Origin of the sequence: Fluviicola chungangensis (genome assembly GCF_007558725.1) — a bacterium.
Classification (GTDB): domain Bacteria; phylum Bacteroidota; class Bacteroidia; order Flavobacteriales_D; family Crocinitomicaceae; genus Fluviicola; species Fluviicola chungangensis.
In genome coordinates, this window is sequence record NZ_VLPL01000009.1 from 148,985 (window position 1) to 172,596 (window position 23,612).

The following is a 23,612-nucleotide window of genomic DNA, read 5'->3' on the forward strand; positions in this document are numbered from 1 at the left end:
TTATTTCAACTGCTTATAAAAATGTAAATTGGCCGGCGTATCATCGCGGTTGATCCGCATAAAATCTTCCAGTAACCAATGGGGATTTACCTGGCTATATTCCCAGTAATAATTGGGATCATGCATGTAACTGTAGACTTTCCCTTCCCGGACCGTGTGGAAATACCTGAACTTGGAATTCAACTCAAACAGCTCATTCAAAGTAGATGCTTCGGCATTGATCCACACATCACACGACCGGTCGTCATTAAAAACCTGTTCCAAACTCAGAGAAATACTCGCCGTGCCCGTGGTATTTTTATAAAAATAATTCATCCCGGCATCTTTCATGATTCCGGCCATAAAAGATTTTCCGGCAGGTGCATACCAAATATCTCCCGCCAATCCACCGCACAAAACTGTTTTCTGGTTTCGTTTCGTTTCAGAACCGGAAGTGATCTGCTTTCTCAGTTCCCGGTAAGATTTAACGACCTGGTTAAAATAAGTGTCTGCTTCCTTCTCTTTGCAAACCAGGGCTCCAAAAACCTTGATCCATTCAGCTTTTCCCAGCGGATGTTTTTCTTCCCAGTCGTAATTTGCCATACAGACAACTCCCAATTGCGCAAACTTGTCCTCATTCGGAAAAGGTTGACCGAAACCACTGAAAACAATCAACGGAATTTCTGCTTTTAAAACGGCTTCAGGAGTTAAACCTGTTTCATAACCTGCCGTAAGTACTCTTCCTGCTTTAATCCCTTTCAGTAATTGCCTGTTCGAGATATATTGTTCTTCAGTTGTAGCTTTAATGGCTCCTATGCTTTTGATTGCATTCAGCATCCCCACAAAAGAAGTAGATAGAGCTGCCATATGTTGAACAGGAACCTCAATGATCTTCCCATTTTTCGGACGTTTCATTTTAGAATTGCGCGGAAACAGTACATAACGGCTTTCCACTTTTAATGTCTTCGGGTTTTTAATGATTAATTCTTTGTATCCCGATTTTTGTTCGATAGAAACCAATTGAGCATATTCGAATCCCTTCACTTCAACATTAGCTGTTTCTTTCTGCCTGGTCGTACAGGAAAACAAGAAGATAAGCAGGGAACAAATCACTAAGGTATTTTTCATTGGACAGGGCATTTTGCGTGTTTCATGGCTTCGGCAAGCTGCCGGTCATTCGAAGTTCGTATATTCAGGTCAGTCAGGATCCGGTTAAAATCTACTTCATTTCTATTCTGCGACAGCTTAAATGCCGCTTCAAAGTGTTGGATTTCGATCCGGTAGCCGACAATTTCCTTTAGGTATGCCTCTATCAAATCTTGCGGCCATTGGCTCAGATGCACTTTGTTCTCGCGGTCAGATTCAAAGGAATCCACCAGTCTGGTCAGGTGATTTATCAATTCCTGCTCTGTCAGTTCTTCCAGCTTACCGGAAATATGAACCGCTTCATAGTTGTAAGTCGGAACGTTGACATGCGTATAAACGGAAGATGAAATGTACCCGTGAGCACCTAAAACAATCATCTTTCCCCGCTTTTCTTTTGAAATAGCCGAACTGATCGGGTTTGATTTTGCCACATGAAACTCCAGGCACTTCGCAGAATCATTGAATTCACAGGTAAAAGGAATGTGAACGACTGCAGGAAATCCATCCACATCATTTACCGTCAATGACCCGAAGGGATGCTGTTTCAAAAACTTCAGCACCTGCTCCTGATCTTTCAACTCAAAATCCTTCGGGATATACATAAAGCAAATATACCATTTCGGGAAGATATTCCTTTCATATCATAACAATGCTGCACAATCCTGGTTCCAAATGAAAACCAATGATAAAACAACCCGGGAACCTGTTAATGTCATGCGAATAAAGGCCTGTTTTAATTCTGCCGGAAATATTCCACTATGCAGCTGCGAAATCCGTGCAATCCGCGGGAGACCAAAATTTGGATTAACTTTGTAAAAAACTGGTTCATGTTATTTTCGGATTATCCCATCTCCAAAGAAATTAAAGCGCAATTAGAAGTTTTAGGATTTAAAAGACCAACAGACATTCAATTCAAAGCGATTACACCTATTCTCAACGGAGAAGATGTCTTCGGTATTGCACAAACCGGAACGGGAAAAACGGCCGCTTTTGCGATCCCGATTGTTCACAAATTGAGTACATCCAAAGCAAAATCAAAAAGTCCGAGATGCATCGTTATGGCTCCTACAAGGGAACTCGCGGAACAAATCAAACAAGCATTCGAAAGCATTGCAAAAGGTTCTGATTTAAGAGTCACCGCAATCCTGGGCGGATTGGAACAAGATAAGCAAATCCAGGAATTGAAACGCGGGACCGACGTGATCGTTGCAACTCCGGGACGGGTGTTCGATTTGCGCTCGCAAGGCCATCTTTCGCTGGATTCCATCCAATTTCTTGTACTGGACGAGGCTGACAGAATGCTGGACCTGGGTTTTGCACACGACATGAAAGCCATTCACAAACTTTCACCGCAGCGAAATCGTCAAACCCTGTTCTTCTCCGCAACAATTGACAAAAAAATCAAGGCTTTGGCCTACGATTTGGTTCGCGATGCGATCCGCATCCAGATCTCACCGAAAGATCCGGTGGCAAAAAACATAGAACACGGGTACATCAAAGTAGAAATGGACGATAAACGCTTCTTTTTGGAGAACATCATCAAAGAATACGAAGCGCTGAAATACGTAGTTTTCGTCCGCACCAAAGTGCGCTGCGAACGTGTGGTTGCAGCAATGGAGCGGGTCGGTATCCATTCGGAGGCACTTCATGGAGATGTGGAACAAAAAGAACGGTTCAACGTATTGGAGCGGTTTCGCTCCGGAGAAAATAAGGTATTGATTACAACGGATGTTTCTGCCCGAGGAATCGATATTCAGGGCGTAGATTACGTCATAAACTACGACTTACCGGAGCAGGGAGAACAGTACGTTCACCGAATCGGGCGAACAGGCCGTGGAGAAAACAAAGGACAGGCACTTTCTTTCTGCAGCAAGGAAGAAGAGAAAACGCTGGAAGAAATTGAATTGTACCTGGGATACGACATCGAAGAAATCGTAATCAGTAAAGGCGATTATTCTGCCATCTTGAAAGACACCGAAGACACTACTTACAACTGGAAAAAATTGTTGGACGAAGCAAACGAGGAAGACGGAACACAGGACACCTGGTGATCAATTCCGAGTGAAAGTCATACTGACGGGAGCATTCGTAATTAATAAAAAAACCATCTTTCGATGGCATTTTTTATTTGGAGAAGGCAATATCGTATTGAAGATCGATCTGGGAAAGCTGCGCGTCCATTTCATTCCAGGAGTACAATTCCACATACAATCCGGTAGTTGAGTCAAAAACGGTCACACGGCGATCTTTTTTGCGATAAGAATCGTATAATTTCGCATCAAATAATTGTCTTTGTGAGCGAAGAACCATCTGATTGTCGGCAAAGCGGTAAGATTGTGCCATCACATAATTCAATTTAGCAAGCTTGCGCGCATCGCTTTCCAGTTCCATGCGCTCCTGGGTGGAGAAATTCGCCTGGATCAAACGCTGGGTAACGGGCGCACAATCGGCGAATTTCTGAATGAGGGTAACGGTGTTAGCTTGAGAGAATCCTACGAAGCTGAAACAAAGTAAAGCTAAAATGGTAATTGTAGTTTTCATAGCAGTGTGTTTTAAGATGATCTTAATAACGGCTTTCATTATTAACTATCTAAAAGCTATGAAATAATTAAACAGAAATCAAATCTGTGGAAATTCCAACAAGTCAACTCAATGAAACAAACCGCATATTTACTGATAGTTGCAAAACACCATCAAAAACACGTAATTCATCAAAAACCAAGATTTAATCATTATGCAAGCATAAATATTCATTCAAACACGGACTTTACTCATTTAAGCCCTAAATGGATTTAGTAGGCTAAAGAATATTCACTTCGCGCTCCAATGTCACTCCGAATTTGGACTGGATATCTTCAATAATCGCGGTTGACAAATCGTAAATTTCACGACCACTTGCTCCTCCGTAGTTCACAAGTACCAAAGCCTGTTTTTCGTGAACACCACAGTTTCCAATGCGCTTTCCTTTCCATCCGGCTTTTTCGATCAACCAACCGGCCGCCAGTTTTTCCTCTCCGGATTCCTGCGGGTAATGCGGGGCATCCGGGTAATTGCGCAACAACTCATCGAAAACTTCTTTTGAAACCACGGGATTTTTGAAGAAACTTCCCGCATTGCCCAACACATTCGGATCCGGTAATTTACTTCTTCGGATATTCATGACAGCCTGGCTCACCGTATCCACCGTAACTTCATTCACACCCATCACTTCTATTTCGGATTGGATGGCACCATAGGTAGTATTGATCTTCGGATTTTTTGACAACTCGTAAGAAACCGAAACGATTACGTATTGGTCTTTCAACGCTCTTTTGAACACACTTTCGCGGTATCCGAAACGGCATTCTTCCTTATTGAACGTACACATTTCCAACGTATCGATGCGCAGTGCTTCCAATGAAACAAAGGTATCTTTGATCTCTGCACCATAAGCTCCGATGTTCTGCATCGGACTTGCGCCGACACTTCCCGGGATCAAACTCATATTCTCTATTCCTCCCCATCCTTTTTCAACGGTGTAGCGCACAAAGGAATGCCATTCCACACCGGAACCTACTTTCAAAACTACGTGTGTTTCCGTTTCGTTCACCAGTTCAATTCCTGAAATTTCATTTTTTAAAACAAAATAAGGCAAGTCCTTTGTCAACAAAACATTGCTTCCGCCACCCAGAATGAACAGGGGTATCTCTTTATCTCTGCTGCGCAACAGATCTTTCAATTCATCTACCGATCTGAAACGTCCGAATGATTTGGCTTTGACATCAATCCCAAAGGTATTGTAAGGTTTTAAAGAGATATTGTGTTCGATCATGGTGCAAAATTAATTGAATGGAGAATGTAAAATGTATAATTGAAAAGAAAAAGGTAGCTCCGATTTCACGTAACCACCTTTTCAATTATAACATGATCAATTTTCAATTAGTGAAGATCGATCTCGTAGGGCATTCTCATTTGAATTCCGGTATATGATTCCAATTTCATCAGGCGTTTTGTCAGGTCATCAATTACTTTCGGAATAGCATTTTGTTTGATCTTCAACGATTCCTCGTCTCCATCTGACAACTGGTCCAACAAATCTTCAATCGGATCTTCTTTTACTTTCGGGTAGTACTGAACACGCGCGTCTTTGATTTTCGCTTCCTTGATCGCATAAGCCAATGCATCGTTTACTCCACCCAATTTATCAACCAACCCGATCTTCAGGGCATCCGCTCCTGTCCACACCCTTCCGCGGGCAATTTTGTGCACCTGTGCCACTGTCAAACCTCTTCCGTCAGCTACACGTTTTTTGAATTGAGTGTAGATCTGGTCCACTTCTGTCTGAATCAAAGACACTTCTTCCGGAGTTAGTTTTCTGTTTGTAGACAATACACTGTGCTTATTGGTTTGAACACGATCGAAGGTCAGTCCCAATTTATTTTCCAGAAAAGCCCCCGTATAAGGAATTACTCCGAAAACACCGATTGAACCCGTAATGGTTGTTGGTTCCGCAAAGATCGTTGATGCAGGTGTAGAAATATAATAACCACCTGAAGCCGCAACATCTCCCATAGAAACGATTACCTTTTTCTTTTTGGTTGTCAGGGAAACTTCTCGCCAGATTTCTTCCGAAGCAAGCGCACTTCCTCCCGGACTGTTCACTCTGAAAACCACTACTTTAATTTTATCGTTGTTGCGCACTTCTCTGAAATATTTACACACCTTATGGGATGTCATTTCATCTCCGTCAACAGTAATAGCACCTTCTGCTACAATCACAGCAACATTCGCTGTCGCCGTTTCATTGTCATAAGCCAGTTGTTTGTTCTTGAATCCTTTTGCAGCATATTCCTCAAAAGTCATGATGTTCTTCAAATCTTTCAATTTGGACTTTTTCAGAATAATATCTTCTACTTCGTCGCGGTATTTCATCGCATCAATTAATTTGAACTTCACCGCATCATCCACCCGTTGAATTTTTGCGTTTTCTGCAATATCATTCAATTGAGCAACCGTTAGCTTGCGGTCAGCAGCAATCTGGGACCGGATATCACTCCAGATCGAAGCCATGTAGCGCTGGGTTTGCAAACGACTTGAATCGCTCATATCTGTTCTGAAGTATGGCTCCACAGCACTTTTAAAATCATTGTCGGAACCGCGAATTACCTGCATTTCGATCCCTAATTTATCGAAAGTGTTTTTGAAGAACATTAACTCTCCCCCCAAACCAATAAATTCCATCGCGGAAGTGGAGAAGCCATACACTTCATCCGAAACAGAACTGATGTAGTACTGTTTTTGGGTAATGACTTCCCCATTCAGGTAAGCCACCAGGAATTTTCCGGATTTTTTAAAGTCTTTGAGTGCATTGCGAATTTCCATCGCGGTAGCATACCCACACTGAACGTTCCCCAACTCCAAATAAATTCCTTTTACATGCTTGTCTGCTTTGGCCTTTTCCAAACCGGTCAAAATATCAGCCAATCCGTTCGTTTTATCCATTTTAAAACTGGAAGGATTCAATTTGGAAGAACTTCGTTCACCGATCGCTCCGCTGAGGGTCATGTGCAAAACACTCGGATCCTTCGCTTTCGGTTCTTCACCGAGCACAGACCCGAAAATAATGATCCAAAAAATCCATCCGAAAACGGATAAGATCATGGAAGCCAGTAAGGATGGCCAAAAAATGCGCCAAAAAGAAACTTTAACTGTAGACGTTGACATAGAATATAACTTTGGAACAAATATACACCCAAAAAAAAAAGTCGTTTCACCATTAATGATGTAAGTTATCTTTACTCCATCAAAAGGACAAATATTGATTTGAATGGTAAGTCAGGAAAAAGCCGGTTACAACGAATACATTTATATTGGTGTCGGTACCAATTTAGGGAATCGCCTGGAGCACATAAAACAGGCGGCAAAGGAACTTCAGAGCCTGGGAATCCGCATTTTACGGACATCTTCCATTTACGAAACCCAGGCATGGGGGTTTGAATCCGATGAATTATTCTTAAACACTGTATTTGAGTGTGTTAGCTCAATGAAACCATTGAATTGTTTAAAAGCCCTTCAATTTGTGGAAAAAAAAATGGGGCGAAAAAAGCATTTGGATAGCGGATACGAATCCCGGATTATAGACCTCGACATCCTCCTGTTTAAAGATCAACGAATTCAATTGCCTGAGTTAACAATTCCACACCTCTATATTACTGAAAGACAGTTTGTAATCACCCCGATGCATGAACTAACGGGTTCGTTTTTCTTTCATTCGCTTTCTGTCAGTTTTGAAGAACTAAAAAGCAAATTCGAAAACCCGGATTTTCCATTCGTCGTTTATAATCCGCCACTTGTCAATGAATAAATACAGATTAATCTTTCACAGGTTAAAAAATAATGTTTATTATTGCAAGGAATTTTATTAAGGTAGTAACTAACAATTGAATATGAGAAAGCAAAGTATCAAAGGATTAGCTTTTATCGCTGTAACTGGTTCGCTTGTTTCAAGTTGTGATCTTTTAAAGGATCTGGATTACACAGTAACTCCAAGCCCTCTTGAGATGCACGCTGACAGTGTACGCGTAAAAATTGATGTTAAATTCCCAGAGAAAGGAATTAAGAAAAAAGCATACGCTGAAATCACTCCGAAATTAGCCGGAACACCATTGAAAACGGTAACCGTTCAGGGAGAGAAAGCAACAGCGAATGGTACAGTAATTCAGTACAAACCAGGTGGAACAATGACATACACAGATGTTATCCCGTACAAGCCTGAGTTCGAGTACACAGAGTTAATCGTAACTGGTAAAGTATTCAAGGGAGGAAAAGAAAAAGCAGGTCAGTTTGAAGATAAAGAAATCGCAAAAGGGACTATTATCACTCCTTACTTAGTGAACAAAAATTTCAAATGTATTTATGCGAAAGACGAATTCAAGCGTGTAAACGAGAAAACGTCTATGGCTCAGATCAACTACCTGAAAGGGAAGCATGATGTGCGTAAAACGGAATACAAAGATACGGATATCGTGAATTTGGGAACTTGGTTGACTGCTGCTCAATCCAATCCGAAAATCAATATCAAGTCAATCAACATTACCGGTTTTGCATCTCCTGAAGGGGAAGTAGCGTTCAACGACAACTTGTCTACTGACCGTGCAAACTCAGGAAAAGCTGCAACTATGGAAGTTGCTAAAAAAGCTAAAAATGAGAAAGCTTCAGGCGAAATTTACAACCTGGCAGGACGTGGTGAGGACTTTGACGGGTTCAAAGTACAGTTAGCTAAAAACAATGCAATCAAGCAAGAAGATAAAGATTTGATCCTGCGCGTACTTCAAATGTATGCGGATCCGAATCAACGTGAGACTGAAATGAGAAACTTAGGTAAATCATTTACAGAATTAGACAAAAACATCTTCCCGTTATTGCGTCGTGCTGAAATCAGTGTAGTTTACGATCTAACAGGATATTCCGATGAAGAATTGAAAGCAATCTCTACTTCAGATCCACAAAAATTGACATTGGAAGAGTTGTTGTTTACAGCTACTTTGACAGAAGATTTGAATGAGAAATTACGTTTGTACAAAGAAGCTGAGAAAAAGGATCCTTCTGATTACCGTGCTGCAAACAACGTAGGTGTTGTATTGTACAACCAAGGTAAAGTTGCGGAAGCGAAGTCTCAATTCGAAAAAGCAAACGGCCTGAAAGACAACGCTATCTCTAAAAACAACTTGGGAGCTGTTGCAGGAGTAAGCGGAGATCGTAAGAAAGCTGCTGAACTGTTTGGACAGGCTAACGGAGCTGGCGAAGAGGTAAATTACAACAAAGGTATCCTGGCGATCCAAAACGGTAAATACGCAGATGCAGTAAGTGCATTCGGTGGAACTGCTTCTTTCAACAAAGCATTGGCTCAATTGTTGAATGGTGATGCCGCTGCTGCGATCAGCACAATCGATAATTCAACAGACAAAGAGTCTGGTCAGGGATATTACCTGAAAGCAATTGCTGCTGCTCGTCAAAGTAAATTGACTGACGTGGTTAGCAACTTGAAAAGTGCAATCGCTAAAGACGCTGCATGGAAAGCTAAAGCTGCTAAGGATCGTGAGTTCCTGAAGTATGCTGAAGACGCTTCTATGTCTTTCATTAAGTAAGAAATAACTTCTTATATATCAAAAGCCCTGATGTTCATCAGGGCTTTTTTATTACCTTTAACTTACCAAAATCAGGATTTATGAACTCCATCTTCCTTCGCGCCAAACACTGGCAATTATTCATTCCGCTTGTAGTGATTCCCTTCATTGCGATGATCATTTTTGTTATCATCATTGCTGCTATTACAGTAACCAACAGAAGACCTCCCAGCCCGGAAGATTTCATTTGGATCTCTTACTTTTTTCCTGTCATCGGCATACTAAGCGGGTTTATTCAATTTGCCTGGTTCTGGAATGTCATTACCAAATTGAGTAAGCTTGTGAGTGATAAAGTCCGGTTTCCGATGACACGAATCAAGCTCTTCTTTTTTATTCCGGTCATCTATTTTTGCATCCTGCCTTTCTTTATCTCCTTTGCGGTAAAAACAACAACAACTTCCCATCAAAATATAGATGCCATCTTCGAACTCGTGCTATTCGGTATCCTTATTTTTATTCTTCATTTGTTCAGTATCTTCTGTATTTTGCACACCATCTACTTTTCGGCAAAAGTCGTTAAATGCGTGGAAATGCAAACAAACGCGCGTTTCTCAAACTTTGTCGGGGATTTTTTCCTGATCTGGTTCTTTCCGGTAGGGGTTTGGTTTTTACAACCACGGATTAATGCGCTTGCAGAAAAAGCAAGTAATTCCTTGAGTTCAACCGACGAAGAACTCGTTGATCGGTTTTAAGAACTAAATAAACTCAAAGTCCACTCTTCTGTTTAACTGCTTTCCTTCTTCAGATTTGTTGTCACTAACCGGGTTCTTTTCCCCTTTAAAGTCGATGACAATGCGATCGCGTTTCAATCCGGCTTTCACAAAAAAATCAATGATTGCCTGTGCCCGGCGCTCTGAAAGACCGATGTTGTATTGGTCCGATCCGTCCGCATCTGTATTACCGGTTACACGTACCCGCAAATCCGAATGGCTGTTGATCACATATACGATCCGGTTCAAAAAAGCTTCATATTCCGGCCGGATATCCGCTTTGTCATAATCAAAATAGATCGGTTCAAACTGGAAGTTTTTCCGTTCCTGGTCACGGATTTCTCTCGACTTCCGCCCTTTTTTAATATCATCTAAAAAAATAGGACGCCAGGATTGTAATTCAATCACTGTTTTCTCTTTTGAAACCGTTTCGGACACTTTAAAGCAAACGAGTTTCCCACTGACTCCTCTACATTCCAGACTAAAGAATTTACCCTGTAAATAACCGGTCGAATCCACATAGGCCATTTCAAATTCCAGGGCACACCACCGGTTTCCGTAGAGATCCTTTTTCTTTACAATAGTGGACTGCTTGCCCTTGATCACCCCGTTTTTCGTTTCCGTTTTAAGCACACGGACCACGTATCCATCCTTTCCCGGAAGTTCTTCCCGGGTGATCGGTTCCTTTCCAAAATCAAAATAAATAATCGATGCCTGATCCAATTTTTGTCCATCCCGAATCAATACACCTTTCCAAACTCCGGTAACCTGAGCATTGATTATAAATGAGATAAAGCTTGAAAAAAAGAAAAGTTGGTACTTCATGTTTACTTATTCGTTAATTTTAGAAAAAAGTTGCCTTTTAGGCAGACTTAGCTAATTTTTGATTATGAAAGCAATACTATTTTCTTTATTCGTACTTGTAAGCGTAATTGCTGCATCTCAAACGATCTATGATTTCAAAGTAACCGATATTGATGGAAAGGAATTCGACCTGGCATCCCTGAAAGGAAAAAAGGTCATGATTGTCAATACCGCTTCAAAATGTGGATTCACACCACAATACGAAGACCTGGAAAAACTCTATGAAATGTATAAAGATCAGAATTTTGTGATTATCGGCTTTCCATCCAATGATTTCATGTCCCAGGAACCGGGTTCGAATAGTGAGATCAAAGAGTTTTGTAAAAAGAATTACGGAGTAAGCTTCCCGATGATGAGTAAGATCGAAGTAAAAGGAAAGGGAATGCACCCATTATATCAATTCCTTACCGAGAAAAAACAAAACGGATATTCGGACAATTCCGTAAAATGGAATTTTCAAAAATACCTGATCAACGAAGAGGGTAAATTGGTTAAGGTAATCGCTCCGGGAACAAATCCCATGTCAGAAGAGATTACTTCCTGGATCGCAAACAAATAAACAATCATATACACATGAAAATTAGAAACCTCGCTGCCTTAGCATTCATTGGCGCCACCTTTGCAAGCACGGTGTTAGCGCAAGATGACAAAGTAACTACTTCAAAGGAATTTGAATACAAAGCCGGTGACCCTTATCCGGTTGTTGATGCTGCAATCAAAAGCTATTCATCAAGAGATGGTGGTGTTGTCTCCTTCAAAATGAACAGTCGTTCAGTGACTATTCAAAAGTTTTCCGGATCACCTTTAAACCAGGAATCCAGTAAGTTGTACGAAGATTTTCCAAACGGAACGGTTTACGAGGATGATATTGAAACTGAGGATTTTGTTTACCTGCTTTACTCTGTTTGGGACAAACCCAATAAGGTAGAACAACTTTACGTAAGAGCCATCAACTTAAAAACCGGAGAATTCGAAAACGAAGGTGAAAGAATCATTGCTGTAGAAGGCAAAGTTACAGGTGGAGATGGAAACAAGTTCAAATTAGCAACCTCTTTTGATAACTCTAAATTGTTGGTACGTTTCCGCAAGAAACCGGAATCACGCAATGATAAAGTAAACAAAGACGTCATTGGTTTGTACGTATTCGATTCCAAGTCGATGAAACAACTTTGGGGTAAAGATGTTGAAATGCCTTACACGGAAGCACGCATGGACAACATCGATTACGCGGTAGGTTCAAACGGAGATGTTTTCATTTTATCTGAAGTGATGAAAGAAGGTGAAACCAGAAAGTTTGACCGTGATGACAATCCTAATTTCGACAACCAGTTAATTGCAATTTCCGAATCCGGAGTAGATGTAAATGCTTCAGAGATCGATGTTAAGGGAAAATTTGTTACTCAGGCAAGTTTCTTTGAAGGTAAAAACGACGCCCTGATGATCGCAGGTTTTTACGGAAACAAAAGAGGAATTCAAACAGACGGTATTTTCTACCTTTCATTAACAAAAGATGGTACACAGTCTGATTTCAAGAATTTCGAGATCCCATTGGAATTGATCAAGCAATACATGTCTCAAAGAAGTCAGGAAAAACTGGAGAAAAAAGAAGACAAAGGGAAGGATTTGGGAATGACCAACATGGTATTACGCGATATCCTGATCCACGACGACGGAAGTATTTTCTTTGCTGCTGAGAAATATTATGTAATCACAAGAACCGACACAAAGACAGGTAATACTACTTATGATTACTATTTTGAAGAAATGTTGGCTGCTAAGATTGACAAAAACGGAGAGTTGGTTTATATGAAAAAACTTCCGAAAAGACAACACAGCAGCTCAAGCGGTTCCGGATTTGGATTCGTTAGTTTTAGTGGCTTCATTGGTGCAAACTTCTTTAGAAACAGCGAGTTGAGTTACAAATTAGTTCAATCGGATAACTACTACTACATCATGTTCCTGGACAACGTAAAAAACATGATGTTGGACGAAAACAAAGTTCCGGCACGTCACGAACAGGGACGCGGAGGTTTCCTGACTGCTTACCAAATCAATAAAGAATCAGGCAGTGTGAAAAAACTCTCTATTTTGGATACCAGAGATGCTCAGGGATACGAACTATTCCAATTCTCGCCTAAACGAATTGTAGAGCTTGGTGATGATGAATTCGCAGTAGAATTCTACATCAAAAAGAAGCAGGATATTATGATCCGAATTAAAATTAAAGATTAAGCAGAAAGCCCCGATTAAATCGGGGCTTTTTTATTGCCTTAAAATGTCAATATTTTGTTGATAAGTACCCGCTCCCAAGCCCATTTCCGCTAGTAAAAACGGCTTAAATTTCGTATATTTGTTCGGCATTGAAAAATGCATTTTTTAAGCAATTTATTTTATGAGCGAAGAAAAAAAGAATCAGGATTATTCTGCGGATAATATTCAGGTATTAGAAGGCTTAGAGGCCGTTCGTAAGCGTCCTGCCATGTACATCGGTGACGTTGGGGTAAAAGGTCTGCACCACCTTGTTTACGAGGTAGTTGATAACTCTATTGATGAGGCACTGGCGGGTCATTGTGATACAATCGGTGTGTGGATTAATGCAGACAACTCCATCACCGTTAAAGATAACGGTCGCGGGATTCCGACAGGTATCAATACGAAAGAAGGAAAATCTGCTTTGGAGATCGTTATGACGGTTCTTCACGCAGGTGGTAAATTCGATAAAGACACATATAAAGTTTCCGGAGGTTTGCACGGTGTGGGTGTTTCGTGTGTGAATGCCTTGTCTACTCACCTGCATGCTGTTGTGCACCGTGACGGAAAAATATTTGAACAGGAATACAACATCGGTAAACCCTTATACGAGGTTCGTGAAATCGGCAATTCCGATAAACATGGAACGGAAGTAACGTTTAAACCGGACGGAAGTATTTTTGAATCCACGGAATATAATTATGACACCTTGTGCGCACGTATGCGTGAATTGGCTTTCCTGAACAAAGGAATCACCATTACCATTACCGATTTAAGAGAAGTTGACGAAAACGGAAAAGCAACATCGGATGTATTTCATTCCGAAGGAGGATTGCGTGAGTTTGCCCAATACCTGGACCGAAACCGCGAACCGCTAATCACTGACGTCATTTATTTCGAAGGAGAACGCGAAGGAATTCCGGTAGAAGTTGCTTTGACTTACAACACTTCCTATACTGAAAATATCCAGGCATATGTCAACAACATCAATACCCACGAAGGTGGTACTCACCTTTCAGGTTTCCGTCGTGGTTTGACAAACACCCTGAAAAAATATGCTACTGACAGCGGTATGCTGGCGAAAGAAAAAATCGAAATTGACGGGGATGATTTCCGTGAAGGATTGACTGCGGTTGTTTCGGTAAAAGTGCAGGAACCTCAATTCGAAGGACAAACGAAAACCAAATTGGGTAACAGAGAAGTAACAGCTCCGGTGTCTCAAGGGGTTTCGGAAATGTTGACGATTTACCTGGAGGAACATCCTGCCGAAGCAAAAATCATTGTTGACAAGGTTATTCTTGCTGCCAGAGCCCGTCATGCTGCCAGAAAAGCGCGTGAAATGGTTCAAAGAAAGAACGTGATGTCAGGATCCGGATTACCTGGAAAACTGGCAGATTGTTCGGAAAAAGATGCTTCTTTGTGTGAGATTTACTTAGTCGAGGGAGATTCGGCAGGTGGAACTGCAAAACAAGGACGTGACCGGATGTTCCAGGCAATTATGCCACTTCGCGGAAAAATCCTGAACGTCGAAAAAGCTATGCAACACAAGATTTTCGAAAACGAAGAGATCAAGAACATTTATACTGCGCTCGGAGTTCGTATCGGAACAGAGGAAGATTCAAAGGCTTTGAACCTGGAGAAACTGCGTTACCACAAGGTGATTATCATGTGTGATGCCGATGTCGATGGTTCTCATATCGAAACCTTGATCCTGACGTTCTTCTTCCGTTATATGAAGGAATTGATTGAATCCGGTTACATTTACATTGCTACTCCTCCTCTTTACCAGGTTAAAAAAGGTACAAAAGCAGAATACGCATGGAATGAAGATCAACGTGACCGTTTAATTACAGAATTAAAAGGAAACGGCGCGGATTCTTCCGTAAACGTACAGCGATACAAAGGTTTGGGTGAGATGAACGCAGAACAGTTGTGGGATACAACGATGAATCCGGAGAACAGAACGCTTCGCCAGGTAACCATCGAAAATGCCGCTGAATGTGACCAGATCTTCTCCATGCTTATGGGAGACGAGGTACCGCCAAGACGGGAGTTCATTGAAAAGAATGCGAAATACGCAAAAATTGATATCTAAATAGAAAGCCCGGATGATAATTGTCCGGGCTTTTTTTATATTTATATCCAAATCAATTTTAGTCAAACGAAATCCGTCTTATGATCTATCGATTAGTACTCTTGTTCATTCCAACCTTTCTGTTCGTAGGATGTTATGATTTCGATAAGGAAAACAAGGAAATCAGAGAAGATTTCAAAAAGAACCACTACAATTTTAACCTAAATAAAACGCTTAAATACGAAGGAATTTCATTTAAATTGCCGGATCATTTCAAGCAAAATTACTCACACACGTATACGATCAAAAACTCGTCCCTGACCCGGTCAAGTAATGCATTTAATATTTATTTCTCTGTGGAACGATTTAATAAATCCGACCTGAATCGGGAATTTGTTTACGATTTTGTCTTAGCAGATGATGATCTGCTGAACACTTTCCAGGACGCCTATGTTTGGCGTCGATTTGAATCCCTGAATAATTCCGGAGTATCTATCAAAAAAGAACTTCCGAAGAGCTTTAGGAACAAAGGCCTTATTCAGACAATTTCTGGCGACGGAACCTATTCCGGTCAAACCTATTATGTGACTTCTACCATCAAAGTGAAGAATGATTACTATGTGTTCCAATGGATCACAAGCAAACCCATCATGAATTATACTTACGACGATTTTGAGCGAATTCTGAAAAGCGTACGGAAATCGAAATGACACACGCAGATTTAATTACAAAGTTCAAAAAGGAATTACCCGGAGAAAAATCTCATTTTGCATTCATGCCTTCGAGAGGAAGTTCGATGGAACAAATACGCCGGGGAATTACTTTCCGGGATGCAGCTGTTGCTATTATCCTTTTTCACGATGAAGCAGGTAAATTGTGTACGATTGTAACCAGGAGACAAGAATACGATGGTTCTCACAGCGGACAGATTAGTTTTCCCGGGGGGAAAAAAGAATTGGACGATACCAACTTGCTGGATACAGCCATCCGGGAATGTTACGAAGAGATCGGTGTCCATGCAAGGAACTTCGAACTATTGAAAGAATTAACCCCTCTTTTTGTTCCTGTAAGCCAATTTTTGATCACTCCTTACGTTTTCTACTCTCCAAACAAATCATTCGACTATATGCGTTCTGAACGCGAAGTAGCAGCGATTTATGAATTGGATCTGCTGGCCCTGTACGCGTCGGAAGTTGTCCGGATCGATATTCCGATTCAGGCGGATTTGACCATGAAGAATGTCCCGCACTTTAAACAGGGAGACATTCTTATTTGGGGAGCAACTGCTCTTATTCTAAATGAGCTGAAAGATATCCTGATCTAGAATCGTACACGTGCAAAACCTAAAGCAGCTGAAACACTTGTTCCGTCTTTTAAAAAGAAACTAAGTGCATCTCTGGAAGCAATGCCGAATTCATACGCTCCGTCTTTGATAATAAAGGTCAAACCAAGCGGCATGTTGTTTTTATATACTCCGCCACCATAATAACCGATACTTAATTGAAGCCATTTTACAGGGATGATATCTCCTCCAAATGAGTAAACCGGATTTTGAATGGATCCGGGAGTTTCTTTATTGAAGGGAGCAACAACATCAAATCCTAAACGAATGTACTTGATCGGCTCATAACTTACTCCGAATCTGAAATCAGAAGCATTAATTACCGTGTATTTCTGCTCTCCTTCCAATGTTAACAACCCATTGTCTCGCACCAGCTGATTAACCGTCTGCGTAATGTTATCACTATTGACGCCACCTAAATTGAAACTTGCAAACAAAGTATCCTTCACCTTGTAGACATTTCGCTTATAAGTGACCGAACCAATATTATTGACCGCAGCAGCTATCCGCACTTTGTTGAAGAGAATGATACTCGCTGAAAGATCTATTCCATATCCTGTTCCCATAACTGGTGCCATTCCTTTACTTTTCTTTGGTACCGAATTGGAACCACTGACATTTCCGTAGTCAATATCGAATGTAGGAGTGATTGCCGAATACATTCTTAAACCGTCGTCATCGGAAGTCATATTGAACATAGCCATAGAAGTGATCAATCGTGCACCAACACCTCCATATACTTCAAATACGGAATCTTTACCGAATAATTTTCGACCGTAACCAACATTGTAACTTCTGTTCCAAACCATCTGAATCTGGGTTCCCTTGGTCAGTTCACTGATACGGATCGGAACATTTAAGGAGCCACTGACAACATGTCCCAAAGAGTCCTCGGAAATATTCGCATTGTTTGCAATACGGGAAGTATCCGAGCCATACACAACCGTCAGGGAATCAAAAACAGAAGATAATTTCCCTCTGAATAATAAATCGGTTGTCTGGGAATTCATTTTTGAATACCAGCTGTAATTTTCCCGGATGTTGAATGCGATACCACCGAACCGTTCTCCATAGTAAGCAAATCCCAGCCAGTTGTAATCAAAATTAATGGCAACCCCCGACTCAGCGTAATCACCAGCGGACTGCAATTGTCTTTTATAATCTACCTCATTGGGATTTTTATGCTGTGCCGCATTGTATAAAGTACTTGTGAGGTTTTGAAGTTTTTGGGAATTCAGTGAAGGAGACGAAACACCAAACGCAAATTCAGAAGTTCCGGTTGTAAATTTCTTTCCTGCGTATCTGGGCCTCCAACCCAATGCCGAAGTATTTATTCCCAGTGCATGATAATCCGTTACAAAAGGCGTTGCAACTCCTTTTCCTACTGTCGGAAAGGCAACTCCCTGCGTTTGAGAAAATGAAAATGAATATGATAAAAGGAATAAAAGAAATAGTTTTAGCTTCATAATTGTAGTTTGAAGCCTAAAGAAACAAAAAAATCAGGAATTCGGTTATGTAAAAACAAAAAGAGGAGTAAATTCGATGTCATTTACTCCTCTTTTTGCTAAACCATGCTAAAACTATAAAACCCAAAACTAACAACTATGAAAATTGTCGTTCTTGAAACAAAGGTAAGCCAGTTTATTGATATAACAACTTTATTTTATTTTTTTTTATTCAAATAAAGCGTTTATTCTTGAATTCTTGAAACGGAGATTTTACTAAACTTTAGCTGGAACGTATACTTTTTTTGAAAGGCAAGACAAATATGGAAATCAAAAACAGCAAGCCATTCACACATACAATTAACGGTGAAATTGAAATATTGATCCACTTGCCAAGGAACACTCCAAAGACACAAGATACTATTCCTATGCATGCAGAGTATAAAAAAGTTCTTGCCAAAGTCCCGGAAAACTGTAAAGCTGTTGCAGCCGGTAAAACCAATAACCCTACTACGAGTATAACCCCCACGCTTTCAAAACTCAAAACAGCATGGATACTTAACAATAACATGAGCACCAATTGAAAAGCCTGAATCGGAATTCCGATAAAAGATCCGAATTGCGGATTAAAGGCCCAAACCTTCCAGCCCTTGAAGCCGACAATAATTACAATCAACAAGGTAATTGTCAGGGGAAGCAATTGTAAAATGGCTCTTGTTCCATACAAATAGCTACCAACAATCACCTGGTCCAGGATAGATGTCTCCAAATCTCCATATAAAACACATTCCTGGTCCAAATCACTGTTTTTCCCGGCAAAAATGGCAATCATTAATACTCCAAGTGCGAATAGGAAGGTAAATGTAAACCCAATTGCCGCATCTTCCTGTATGCGCCATTTTTTTCTCAAAAAGTCAATCAGGAAAGTCGTTAAAAACCCTGTAATGGCTGCTCCGAAAAGCATTGGAACAGAATCCTTGGTTCCGCTAAGCAAATAAGCAACAACAATCCCCGGCAAAACAGCATGCGAAATTGCATCTCCGACCATCACCAGGCTTTTTGAAACCAACAATACACCCAGCAAAGATGCGGGTATCGCAACAGAACAAGCAGTCAATATCATGAGCAGATCATTCATCTTATTTTTTTATTTTGAATGGCACTCTCAGCAAAAGAGCAACCGAAATTGCACACATACTCAATACCATAATGATACAGGGGCCGGTGGGAATATTTTTGCCCAAAATTGAAATATAAGATCCGGCTAAAGATGAACCCGTTCCGAAAATAAGTGAAAGCGTGATCAGAGACCTCAATTGATAAGTGAGCATCCTTGCTGTTAATACCGGAATGATTAAAAGGGCGGACATCAGTACCACTCCAACAGCCTGAACTCCCATTGCAACCACTAAAATGGTCATCGAATTCAAGATAAAGTCATTCCACCGCAGCGAGAACCCTTTGCTGATCATAAACTCTTTGTTGAACGCAAAACTGAACATGACCCGATATCTGAAAAAAGTCACTGCAATGATCAGCGCAGAAACGGTTGCAAAAAGATACAGATCTTCTATATTTAAGGCCGCAATTTTTCCAAATAAAAAATCACTTAATCCTGCTTGTCCATCATCCGGTCTTCCCTGGATGTACGACAACATAGCCAATCCCAAAGCAAAGAAAATACTTAGTGTAGCGGCAACAATGGTATCCGATTTCAATTTGGTTTTCCGCTGCAGCCAGGATATTTGCTGTGTTGCTAACCAACCTGAAAAAAATGCCCCGAGCATTAGGATCAGTGTATTGCGTTGCCCGGAAATCATATAAGCCAAAACAATTCCGGGTAGAATGGAATGTGAAATCGCATCACCGATCAATGATTTCTTTTGGAGGAAGGTAAATGTTCCCACCAACGCCGCCGAAATCCCGATGAGAGCGGTTCCTATGAATACGATCCAAATACTTAAGTCCATTACTTCCGATTCAATAAAAGTGTCATTCCGTATGCCTTTTCAATATTTTCAGATTTCAGGATTTCGCTAATCGGACCATTTGCGATCAGTTTTTTGTTCAATAATATCACTTCATCAAAATATTCCGCTACAACGGATAAATCGTGGTGAACAATTACGACCGTTTTCCCCGAATCCCGGAGTTTTTGTACGATGGATAAGATCGATTCCTGGGAAGCCATGTCAATTCCAACAAACGGTTCATCCATTACGATCAACTCGGCTTCCTGTGCCAATGCCCGGGCAAGAAAAACACGTTGCTGCTGACCACCCGAAAGCTGTCCGATCTGTCGGTTGACGAATTCAGACAATTGCACTTTTTTCAAGGTTTCCTTTACAATTTCCCTGTCAGCCATCGTAGTCCGCGACCACCATTTTTTCGGGCGGATCCTTCCCATTGCCACCACTTCTTCCACGGTTATCGGGAAATCCCAATCAATGGACTCTCTTTGCGGGACATAAGCAATCTTTGAGCGGTATTTTTCAAGCGAACTTCCGAAAAAACTTACAGTTCCTTTTTTTACTGGAATAATTCCTAAAATTCCTTTCAGCAAAGTGGATTTCCCGGAGCCGTTCGGACCAATAATCCCGGTGATTTTTCCCGAATTTATGGATACCGACACATTATCCAAAGCCAATGTATCGCGATAAAAAACGGTCAGATCATTTATTTCAACAGCCTTTTTCATTTCAATCCTTCTTTTATGGAATTCACATTATGAGTTAACATTCCCACATAGGTGTCGGCACCGCTTCCCTTTGATCCCAAAGCATCTGAAAAAAGAGTTCCCCCGATTTTTACATGGTATCCCCGGCGTTCAACCGAACTTAAAACACTTTTTAATGCTTTCGGGCTCACGGAATTTTCAACAAAAATGGCTTTTACCTTATGGTCGACAATAAAATCTACCAGGTCTACCACATCTCTCATTCCCGGTTCCTGGGAAGTGGACACTCCTTGAAGTGCTTTTACCCGAATATCAAAAGTTCTCCCGAAATAATGAAATGCATCGTGAGAAGTGATTAAAACCCTTTGTTTTTCTGGTATTTCACTCAATTTTTGCTTCAACTCCTTTGTCTTTTGCTGAACTTGTATCATGAATCTGTAAAAATTCTCTCTAAACTCCAGTTCATATTGCGGGTAAAGTTCCACTAACTTGTCGACCACTCCATTCATACCGTGAACCCAGGAATCGGTATCAAACCATACGTGTGGATCAGGCGTGATTCCGTCCGTATAGAGGATTCTTTGCTTGGGAAAATCCAATTGAAAAGAAATCACTTCCTTTCTTTCCGATAAACGGCTAAACAATTCGGCCATTTTCCCTTCCAAATGGAACCCCGTGTACACGACGAGTCTGGCATCATTCAACAACACTACATCACTGGGTCTCGGATTATACGTATGCGGATCGACACCAGGCCCCATGAGTGACTTGACCGTTAATTTGCTTCCAACCACCTGTCGGACACAATCAGCAGTTATGGAAGTGGAACAAACAATCAGTTTTTCATTCTCTTTTGTTTGCTTCACCTTACAGCTAAAGACAGTGCCTGCGCAAATCAGAATGTAAACAAAACGTTTCATAGGGGCTTGATCGATATTTGTTTGGCGATAGTAATAGAAAACTGAACCTGCTTCCCATTCATGTTAACGAGAACAGACCCGTCAAAACTTAATTTATCCGCGATATCTATTGGCGTACCCAGGTGCAGTCCGATTTTATTCAGATATTGCAAAAACTCCGTTTGATCGTCCTCCACTCCCATGACAATTGCTTTCATTCCAACAAGTGACTCTGATAAAAGAATTCTGTTCGAAACGGATTCGATTCTTCCGTCTTTACCGGGAATAGGTTCTCCATGGGGGTCCACTTTAGGAAAACCAAGAAATTCATCCAACCGGTCTGTTAATTCGGTTGATTGAATGTGCTCTAACTGTTCCGCTATCTCGTGGACTTCGTCCCAACCAAAGTTCAGTTTATCTACCAAAAAAGTTTCCCAGAGCCGGTGCTTGCGGATAATGGCCAAAGCGTGTGCTTTTCCTGAATTTGTGAGTGCGCATCCTTGGTATTTTTGATACTCCAACAATTCCTTTTCACACAACTTTTTGAGCATATCCGTCACAGATGAGGCTTTCGTAAGCATTTTTTCTGCCAAATCATTTGTGGAAATCGCTCCTTCCGTATCCTGGCTCAGTGTAAAAATCGCCTTTAAATAATTTTCTTCGCTTTGAGTCAAACGCAACATGCTGCTTTTTTTACAAATATAAAACTTTTTTTAGACTAGTCTAAAAATTAGATGAATTAAGTGTGATCATTGAATTAGCATGTCGGCATATTTGGAAAATAGTTGTACTTTTGCACCAAATTATTCAAATCAATTAAGATGTCAGGCAACAGAACATTCACAATGTTAAAACCAGATGCGATCGAAAACGGTCACATGGGAAAAATTATTGATATGATTATCCAGGCTGGATTTTCGATCAAAGCGATGAAATTAACACGTTTAACTGAGGAGCAAGCAAAGAAGTTTTACGAAGTACATGCTGAACGTCCGTTCTACGGTGAATTGGTTGAATATATGACATCAGGCCCCATTGTTGCAGCAATTTTAGAGAAAGACAATGCAGTGGCTGATTTTCGAGCATTGATCGGTGCGACAGATCCTGCTGAAGCTGCTGAAGGAACTATTCGTAAGTATTACGCAGAATCAAAAGGAAGAAATGCCGTTCACGGATCTGATTCTGATGAGAATGCTGCCATTGAAAGTAAATTCCATTTTGCAGATTCAGAGATTTTCTAAGAAACTTTCAGATTAAGATAAATAAAGGCCTTACTTTTAGTGAGGCTTTTTTTATGAGAAAGAATTTGATCAAATGCAACAATTAGACATGTTTGGAAGTGAACTTCATGAATACCTCATTTGTGTTGAACCCGATCAGCAAACAACAAACAAGGTAATTCAATTAAAACATTTACTTCATACTAGCATTCCGTTATCAGATCAGGTCTTAAAGTCCAAACCACACATCAGCCTGTGCTACTTTGAAGCTTCTGATTTTTCTGATGAATTAATCATTTTAAAGATAAAACAAGCTCTTGCCGGGATTGAATGTTTTAAGATTGGATTAAATGGTTGCGAACTATGGAACAATGGATCTTTCATTCTGAAAGTTGACCACACTGAGTCTATTCATATGCTTCAGAAACAACTCTCTGCTCATTTTAAAGGAGTCGTGCAAACACTTCATTTAACCATTGCCCGCACTATTTCAAGAAAACAATTCGCTGATTTTTCAGCTAATGATTTTCAATATTCCGGAAACTTTAGCTGTGACAGTATTGTTTTGCTAAAAAAGAGCGGAAATACCCCTTATCAACTGCTACATCGGATTCTTCTTTCCAGTATGAAGTGATCTGCGATTTTATCCTTATCTATTCCATCATCTTTTCAAAAAACAAAAACGCAAAAAAGCCGCTCCTTTTGGGAACGGCTTTATTAAAAGTGGCATCGACTTACTCTCCCACCCTCAAAAGGGCAGTACCATCAGCGCTAACGGGCTTAACTTCTCTGTTCGGAATGGGAAGAGGTGGACCTCGTTGCTATAGACACCTAAAATCAT

Annotated in this window: 23 protein-coding genes and 1 rRNA gene; 11 read left to right on the top strand and 13 right to left on the bottom strand. The window is 40.7% G+C overall.

The genetic code is table 11. The features are described from left to right. Positions 1–1,107 carry an ABC transporter substrate-binding protein gene (locus FO442_RS16380; RefSeq protein ID WP_186280205.1) on the bottom strand — a complete coding sequence of 369 codons (1,107 nt, stop codon included), beginning with the start codon at positions 1,105–1,107 and terminating at the stop codon, positions 1–3. Then, positions 1,104–1,727: an FMN-binding negative transcriptional regulator gene (locus FO442_RS16385; protein WP_144334301.1), complete on the bottom strand. Its 624-nt coding sequence runs from the start codon at positions 1,725–1,727 to the stop codon at positions 1,104–1,106. Before FO442_RS16385 ends, FO442_RS16380 begins: the two co-directional genes overlap by 4 nt. Before the next feature lie 225 nt (positions 1,728–1,952). Between FO442_RS16385 and FO442_RS16390 the strand changes: the two genes are divergently transcribed. Beyond that, positions 1,953–3,176 (top strand): DEAD/DEAH box helicase, encoded by a 1,224-nt coding sequence (locus FO442_RS16390; protein ID WP_144334302.1) that lies wholly within the window; start codon positions 1,953–1,955, stop codon positions 3,174–3,176. A 73-nt stretch (positions 3,177–3,249) separates the two neighbouring features. Here FO442_RS16390 and FO442_RS16395 read toward each other — a convergent pair whose 3' ends face one another. The 3 genes from FO442_RS16395 to sppA form a co-directional block, all read right to left on the bottom strand. Then, positions 3,250–3,666, bottom strand: coding sequence for a hypothetical protein (locus FO442_RS16395; RefSeq protein ID WP_144334303.1), 417 nt, complete (start codon positions 3,664–3,666; stop codon positions 3,250–3,252). Between the two features lie 259 nt (positions 3,667–3,925). Then, positions 3,926–4,936: a UDP-N-acetylmuramate dehydrogenase gene (gene murB, locus FO442_RS16400; RefSeq protein WP_144334304.1), complete on the bottom strand. Its 1,011-nt coding sequence runs from the start codon at positions 4,934–4,936 to the stop codon at positions 3,926–3,928. A 107-nt stretch (positions 4,937–5,043) separates the two neighbouring features. Further along, complete coding sequence (sppA, locus tag FO442_RS16405; protein ID WP_144334305.1) at positions 5,044–6,828, bottom strand: signal peptide peptidase SppA; 1,785 nt, start codon at positions 6,826–6,828, stop codon at positions 5,044–5,046. Positions 6,829–6,931: 103 nt separating this feature from the next. Between sppA and folK the strand changes: the two genes are divergently transcribed. The 3 genes from folK to FO442_RS16420 all read left to right on the top strand — a co-directional run bounded on the left by folK (position 6,932) and on the right by FO442_RS16420 (position 9,982). Continuing rightward, positions 6,932–7,468 (top strand): 2-amino-4-hydroxy-6-hydroxymethyldihydropteridine diphosphokinase, encoded by a 537-nt coding sequence (gene folK, locus FO442_RS16410; protein ID WP_144334306.1) that lies wholly within the window; start codon positions 6,932–6,934, stop codon positions 7,466–7,468. 82 nt (positions 7,469–7,550) lie between these two features. Further along, positions 7,551–9,251, top strand: coding sequence for a tetratricopeptide repeat protein (locus FO442_RS16415; RefSeq protein ID WP_144334307.1), 1,701 nt, complete (start codon positions 7,551–7,553; stop codon positions 9,249–9,251). 80 nt (positions 9,252–9,331) lie between these two features. Further along, a complete protein-coding gene (locus FO442_RS16420) occupies positions 9,332–9,982 on the top strand; it encodes a hypothetical protein (protein WP_144334308.1) in 651 nt (216 codons plus the stop codon). Positions 9,983–9,985: 3 nt separating this feature from the next. Here FO442_RS16420 and FO442_RS16425 read toward each other — a convergent pair whose 3' ends face one another. Next, a complete protein-coding gene (locus FO442_RS16425; protein ID WP_144334309.1) occupies positions 9,986–10,825 on the bottom strand; it encodes an OmpA family protein in 840 nt (279 codons plus the stop codon). A gap of 64 nt (positions 10,826–10,889) precedes the next feature. On the opposite strand from FO442_RS16425, the gene FO442_RS16430 reads away from it, so the two are divergent. The 5 genes from FO442_RS16430 to FO442_RS16450 all read left to right on the top strand — a co-directional run bounded on the left by FO442_RS16430 (position 10,890) and on the right by FO442_RS16450 (position 16,512). Continuing rightward, complete coding sequence (locus FO442_RS16430; RefSeq protein WP_144334310.1) at positions 10,890–11,423, top strand: glutathione peroxidase; 534 nt, start codon at positions 10,890–10,892, stop codon at positions 11,421–11,423. Positions 11,424–11,437: 14 nt separating this feature from the next. Beyond that, positions 11,438–13,096 carry a hypothetical protein gene (locus FO442_RS16435; protein ID WP_144334311.1) on the top strand — a complete coding sequence of 553 codons (1,659 nt, stop codon included), beginning with the start codon at positions 11,438–11,440 and terminating at the stop codon, positions 13,094–13,096. Between the two features lie 160 nt (positions 13,097–13,256). Next, positions 13,257–15,209: a DNA topoisomerase (ATP-hydrolyzing) subunit B gene (gyrB, locus tag FO442_RS16440; RefSeq protein ID WP_144334312.1), complete on the top strand. Its 1,953-nt coding sequence runs from the start codon at positions 13,257–13,259 to the stop codon at positions 15,207–15,209. An 80-nt stretch (positions 15,210–15,289) separates the two neighbouring features. After that, complete coding sequence (locus FO442_RS16445; RefSeq protein WP_144334313.1) at positions 15,290–15,898, top strand: hypothetical protein; 609 nt, start codon at positions 15,290–15,292, stop codon at positions 15,896–15,898. Beyond that, complete coding sequence (locus FO442_RS16450) at positions 15,895–16,512, top strand: NUDIX hydrolase (RefSeq protein ID WP_144334314.1); 618 nt, start codon at positions 15,895–15,897, stop codon at positions 16,510–16,512. Before FO442_RS16445 ends, FO442_RS16450 begins: the two co-directional genes overlap by 4 nt. On the opposite strand, the gene FO442_RS16455 is transcribed toward FO442_RS16450, so the two are convergent. From FO442_RS16455 to FO442_RS16480, 6 genes are all read right to left on the bottom strand, one after another. After that, on the bottom strand, positions 16,509–17,996 hold the full coding sequence (locus FO442_RS16455; protein ID WP_144334315.1) for a DUF5723 family protein: 1,488 nt from the start codon (positions 17,994–17,996) through the stop codon (positions 16,509–16,511). The two genes, FO442_RS16450 and FO442_RS16455, sit on opposite strands and share 4 nt — an antisense overlap. A gap of 262 nt (positions 17,997–18,258) precedes the next feature. After that, on the bottom strand, positions 18,259–19,113 hold the full coding sequence (locus tag FO442_RS16460) for a metal ABC transporter permease (protein WP_144334316.1): 855 nt from the start codon (positions 19,111–19,113) through the stop codon (positions 18,259–18,261). Between the two features lies 1 nt (position 19,114). Next, on the bottom strand, positions 19,115–19,945 hold the full coding sequence (locus tag FO442_RS16465; RefSeq protein ID WP_144334317.1) for a metal ABC transporter permease: 831 nt from the start codon (positions 19,943–19,945) through the stop codon (positions 19,115–19,117). After that, complete coding sequence (locus FO442_RS16470) at positions 19,945–20,673, bottom strand: metal ABC transporter ATP-binding protein (RefSeq protein ID WP_144334318.1); 729 nt, start codon at positions 20,671–20,673, stop codon at positions 19,945–19,947. Before FO442_RS16470 ends, FO442_RS16465 begins: the two co-directional genes overlap by 1 nt. After that, the gene (locus FO442_RS16475; RefSeq protein WP_144334319.1) at positions 20,670–21,572 is read right to left on the bottom strand and encodes a metal ABC transporter solute-binding protein, Zn/Mn family; all 903 of its coding nucleotides are present in this window, start codon (positions 21,570–21,572) and stop codon (positions 20,670–20,672) included. The genes FO442_RS16470 and FO442_RS16475 overlap by 4 nt, the downstream gene beginning before the upstream one ends. Beyond that, complete coding sequence (locus FO442_RS16480) at positions 21,569–22,234, bottom strand: metal-dependent transcriptional regulator (RefSeq protein WP_144334320.1); 666 nt, start codon at positions 22,232–22,234, stop codon at positions 21,569–21,571. Before FO442_RS16480 ends, FO442_RS16475 begins: the two co-directional genes overlap by 4 nt. Positions 22,235–22,372: 138 nt before the next feature. On the opposite strand from FO442_RS16480, the gene FO442_RS16485 reads away from it, so the two are divergent. After that, positions 22,373–22,792, top strand: a complete 420-nt coding sequence (locus FO442_RS16485; RefSeq protein WP_144334321.1) for a nucleoside-diphosphate kinase — start codon at positions 22,373–22,375, stop codon at positions 22,790–22,792. A gap of 73 nt (positions 22,793–22,865) precedes the next feature. After that, complete coding sequence (locus FO442_RS16490) at positions 22,866–23,405, top strand: 2'-5' RNA ligase family protein (protein ID WP_144334322.1); 540 nt, start codon at positions 22,866–22,868, stop codon at positions 23,403–23,405. Positions 23,406–23,492: 87 nt separating this feature from the next. Here the strand turns inward: FO442_RS16490 and rrf are convergent. Further along, positions 23,493–23,606, bottom strand: a 5S ribosomal RNA gene (gene rrf, locus FO442_RS16495). Between the last annotated feature and the right edge of the window lie 6 nt (positions 23,607–23,612).

Coding starts and splice junctions, on each gene's coding strand:
- FO442_RS16380 (WP_186280205.1), bottom strand. CDS start 1,107: ATGAAAAATACCTTAGTGATTTGTTCCCTGCTTATCTTCTTGTTTTCC.
- FO442_RS16385 (WP_144334301.1), bottom strand. CDS start 1,727: ATGTATATCCCGAAGGATTTTGAGTTGAAAGATCAGGAGCAGGTGCTG.
- FO442_RS16390 (WP_144334302.1), top strand. CDS start 1,953: ATGTTATTTTCGGATTATCCCATCTCCAAAGAAATTAAAGCGCAATTA.
- FO442_RS16395 (WP_144334303.1), bottom strand. CDS start 3,666: ATGAAAACTACAATTACCATTTTAGCTTTACTTTGTTTCAGCTTCGTA.
- murB (WP_144334304.1), bottom strand. CDS start 4,936: ATGATCGAACACAATATCTCTTTAAAACCTTACAATACCTTTGGGATT.
- sppA (WP_144334305.1), bottom strand. CDS start 6,828: ATGTCAACGTCTACAGTTAAAGTTTCTTTTTGGCGCATTTTTTGGCCA.
- folK (WP_144334306.1), top strand. CDS start 6,932: ATGGTAAGTCAGGAAAAAGCCGGTTACAACGAATACATTTATATTGGT.
- FO442_RS16415 (WP_144334307.1), top strand. CDS start 7,551: ATGAGAAAGCAAAGTATCAAAGGATTAGCTTTTATCGCTGTAACTGGT.
- FO442_RS16420 (WP_144334308.1), top strand. CDS start 9,332: ATGAACTCCATCTTCCTTCGCGCCAAACACTGGCAATTATTCATTCCG.
- FO442_RS16425 (WP_144334309.1), bottom strand. CDS start 10,825: ATGAAGTACCAACTTTTCTTTTTTTCAAGCTTTATCTCATTTATAATC.
- FO442_RS16430 (WP_144334310.1), top strand. CDS start 10,890: ATGAAAGCAATACTATTTTCTTTATTCGTACTTGTAAGCGTAATTGCT.
- FO442_RS16435 (WP_144334311.1), top strand. CDS start 11,438: ATGAAAATTAGAAACCTCGCTGCCTTAGCATTCATTGGCGCCACCTTT.
- gyrB (WP_144334312.1), top strand. CDS start 13,257: ATGAGCGAAGAAAAAAAGAATCAGGATTATTCTGCGGATAATATTCAG.
- FO442_RS16445 (WP_144334313.1), top strand. CDS start 15,290: ATGATCTATCGATTAGTACTCTTGTTCATTCCAACCTTTCTGTTCGTA.
- FO442_RS16450 (WP_144334314.1), top strand. CDS start 15,895: ATGACACACGCAGATTTAATTACAAAGTTCAAAAAGGAATTACCCGGA.
- FO442_RS16455 (WP_144334315.1), bottom strand. CDS start 17,996: ATGAAGCTAAAACTATTTCTTTTATTCCTTTTATCATATTCATTTTCA.
- FO442_RS16460 (WP_144334316.1), bottom strand. CDS start 19,113: ATGAATGATCTGCTCATGATATTGACTGCTTGTTCTGTTGCGATACCC.
- FO442_RS16465 (WP_144334317.1), bottom strand. CDS start 19,945: ATGGACTTAAGTATTTGGATCGTATTCATAGGAACCGCTCTCATCGGG.
- FO442_RS16470 (WP_144334318.1), bottom strand. CDS start 20,673: ATGAAAAAGGCTGTTGAAATAAATGATCTGACCGTTTTTTATCGCGAT.
- FO442_RS16475 (WP_144334319.1), bottom strand. CDS start 21,572: ATGAAACGTTTTGTTTACATTCTGATTTGCGCAGGCACTGTCTTTAGC.
- FO442_RS16480 (WP_144334320.1), bottom strand. CDS start 22,234: ATGTTGCGTTTGACTCAAAGCGAAGAAAATTATTTAAAGGCGATTTTT.
- FO442_RS16485 (WP_144334321.1), top strand. CDS start 22,373: ATGTCAGGCAACAGAACATTCACAATGTTAAAACCAGATGCGATCGAA.
- FO442_RS16490 (WP_144334322.1), top strand. CDS start 22,866: ATGCAACAATTAGACATGTTTGGAAGTGAACTTCATGAATACCTCATT.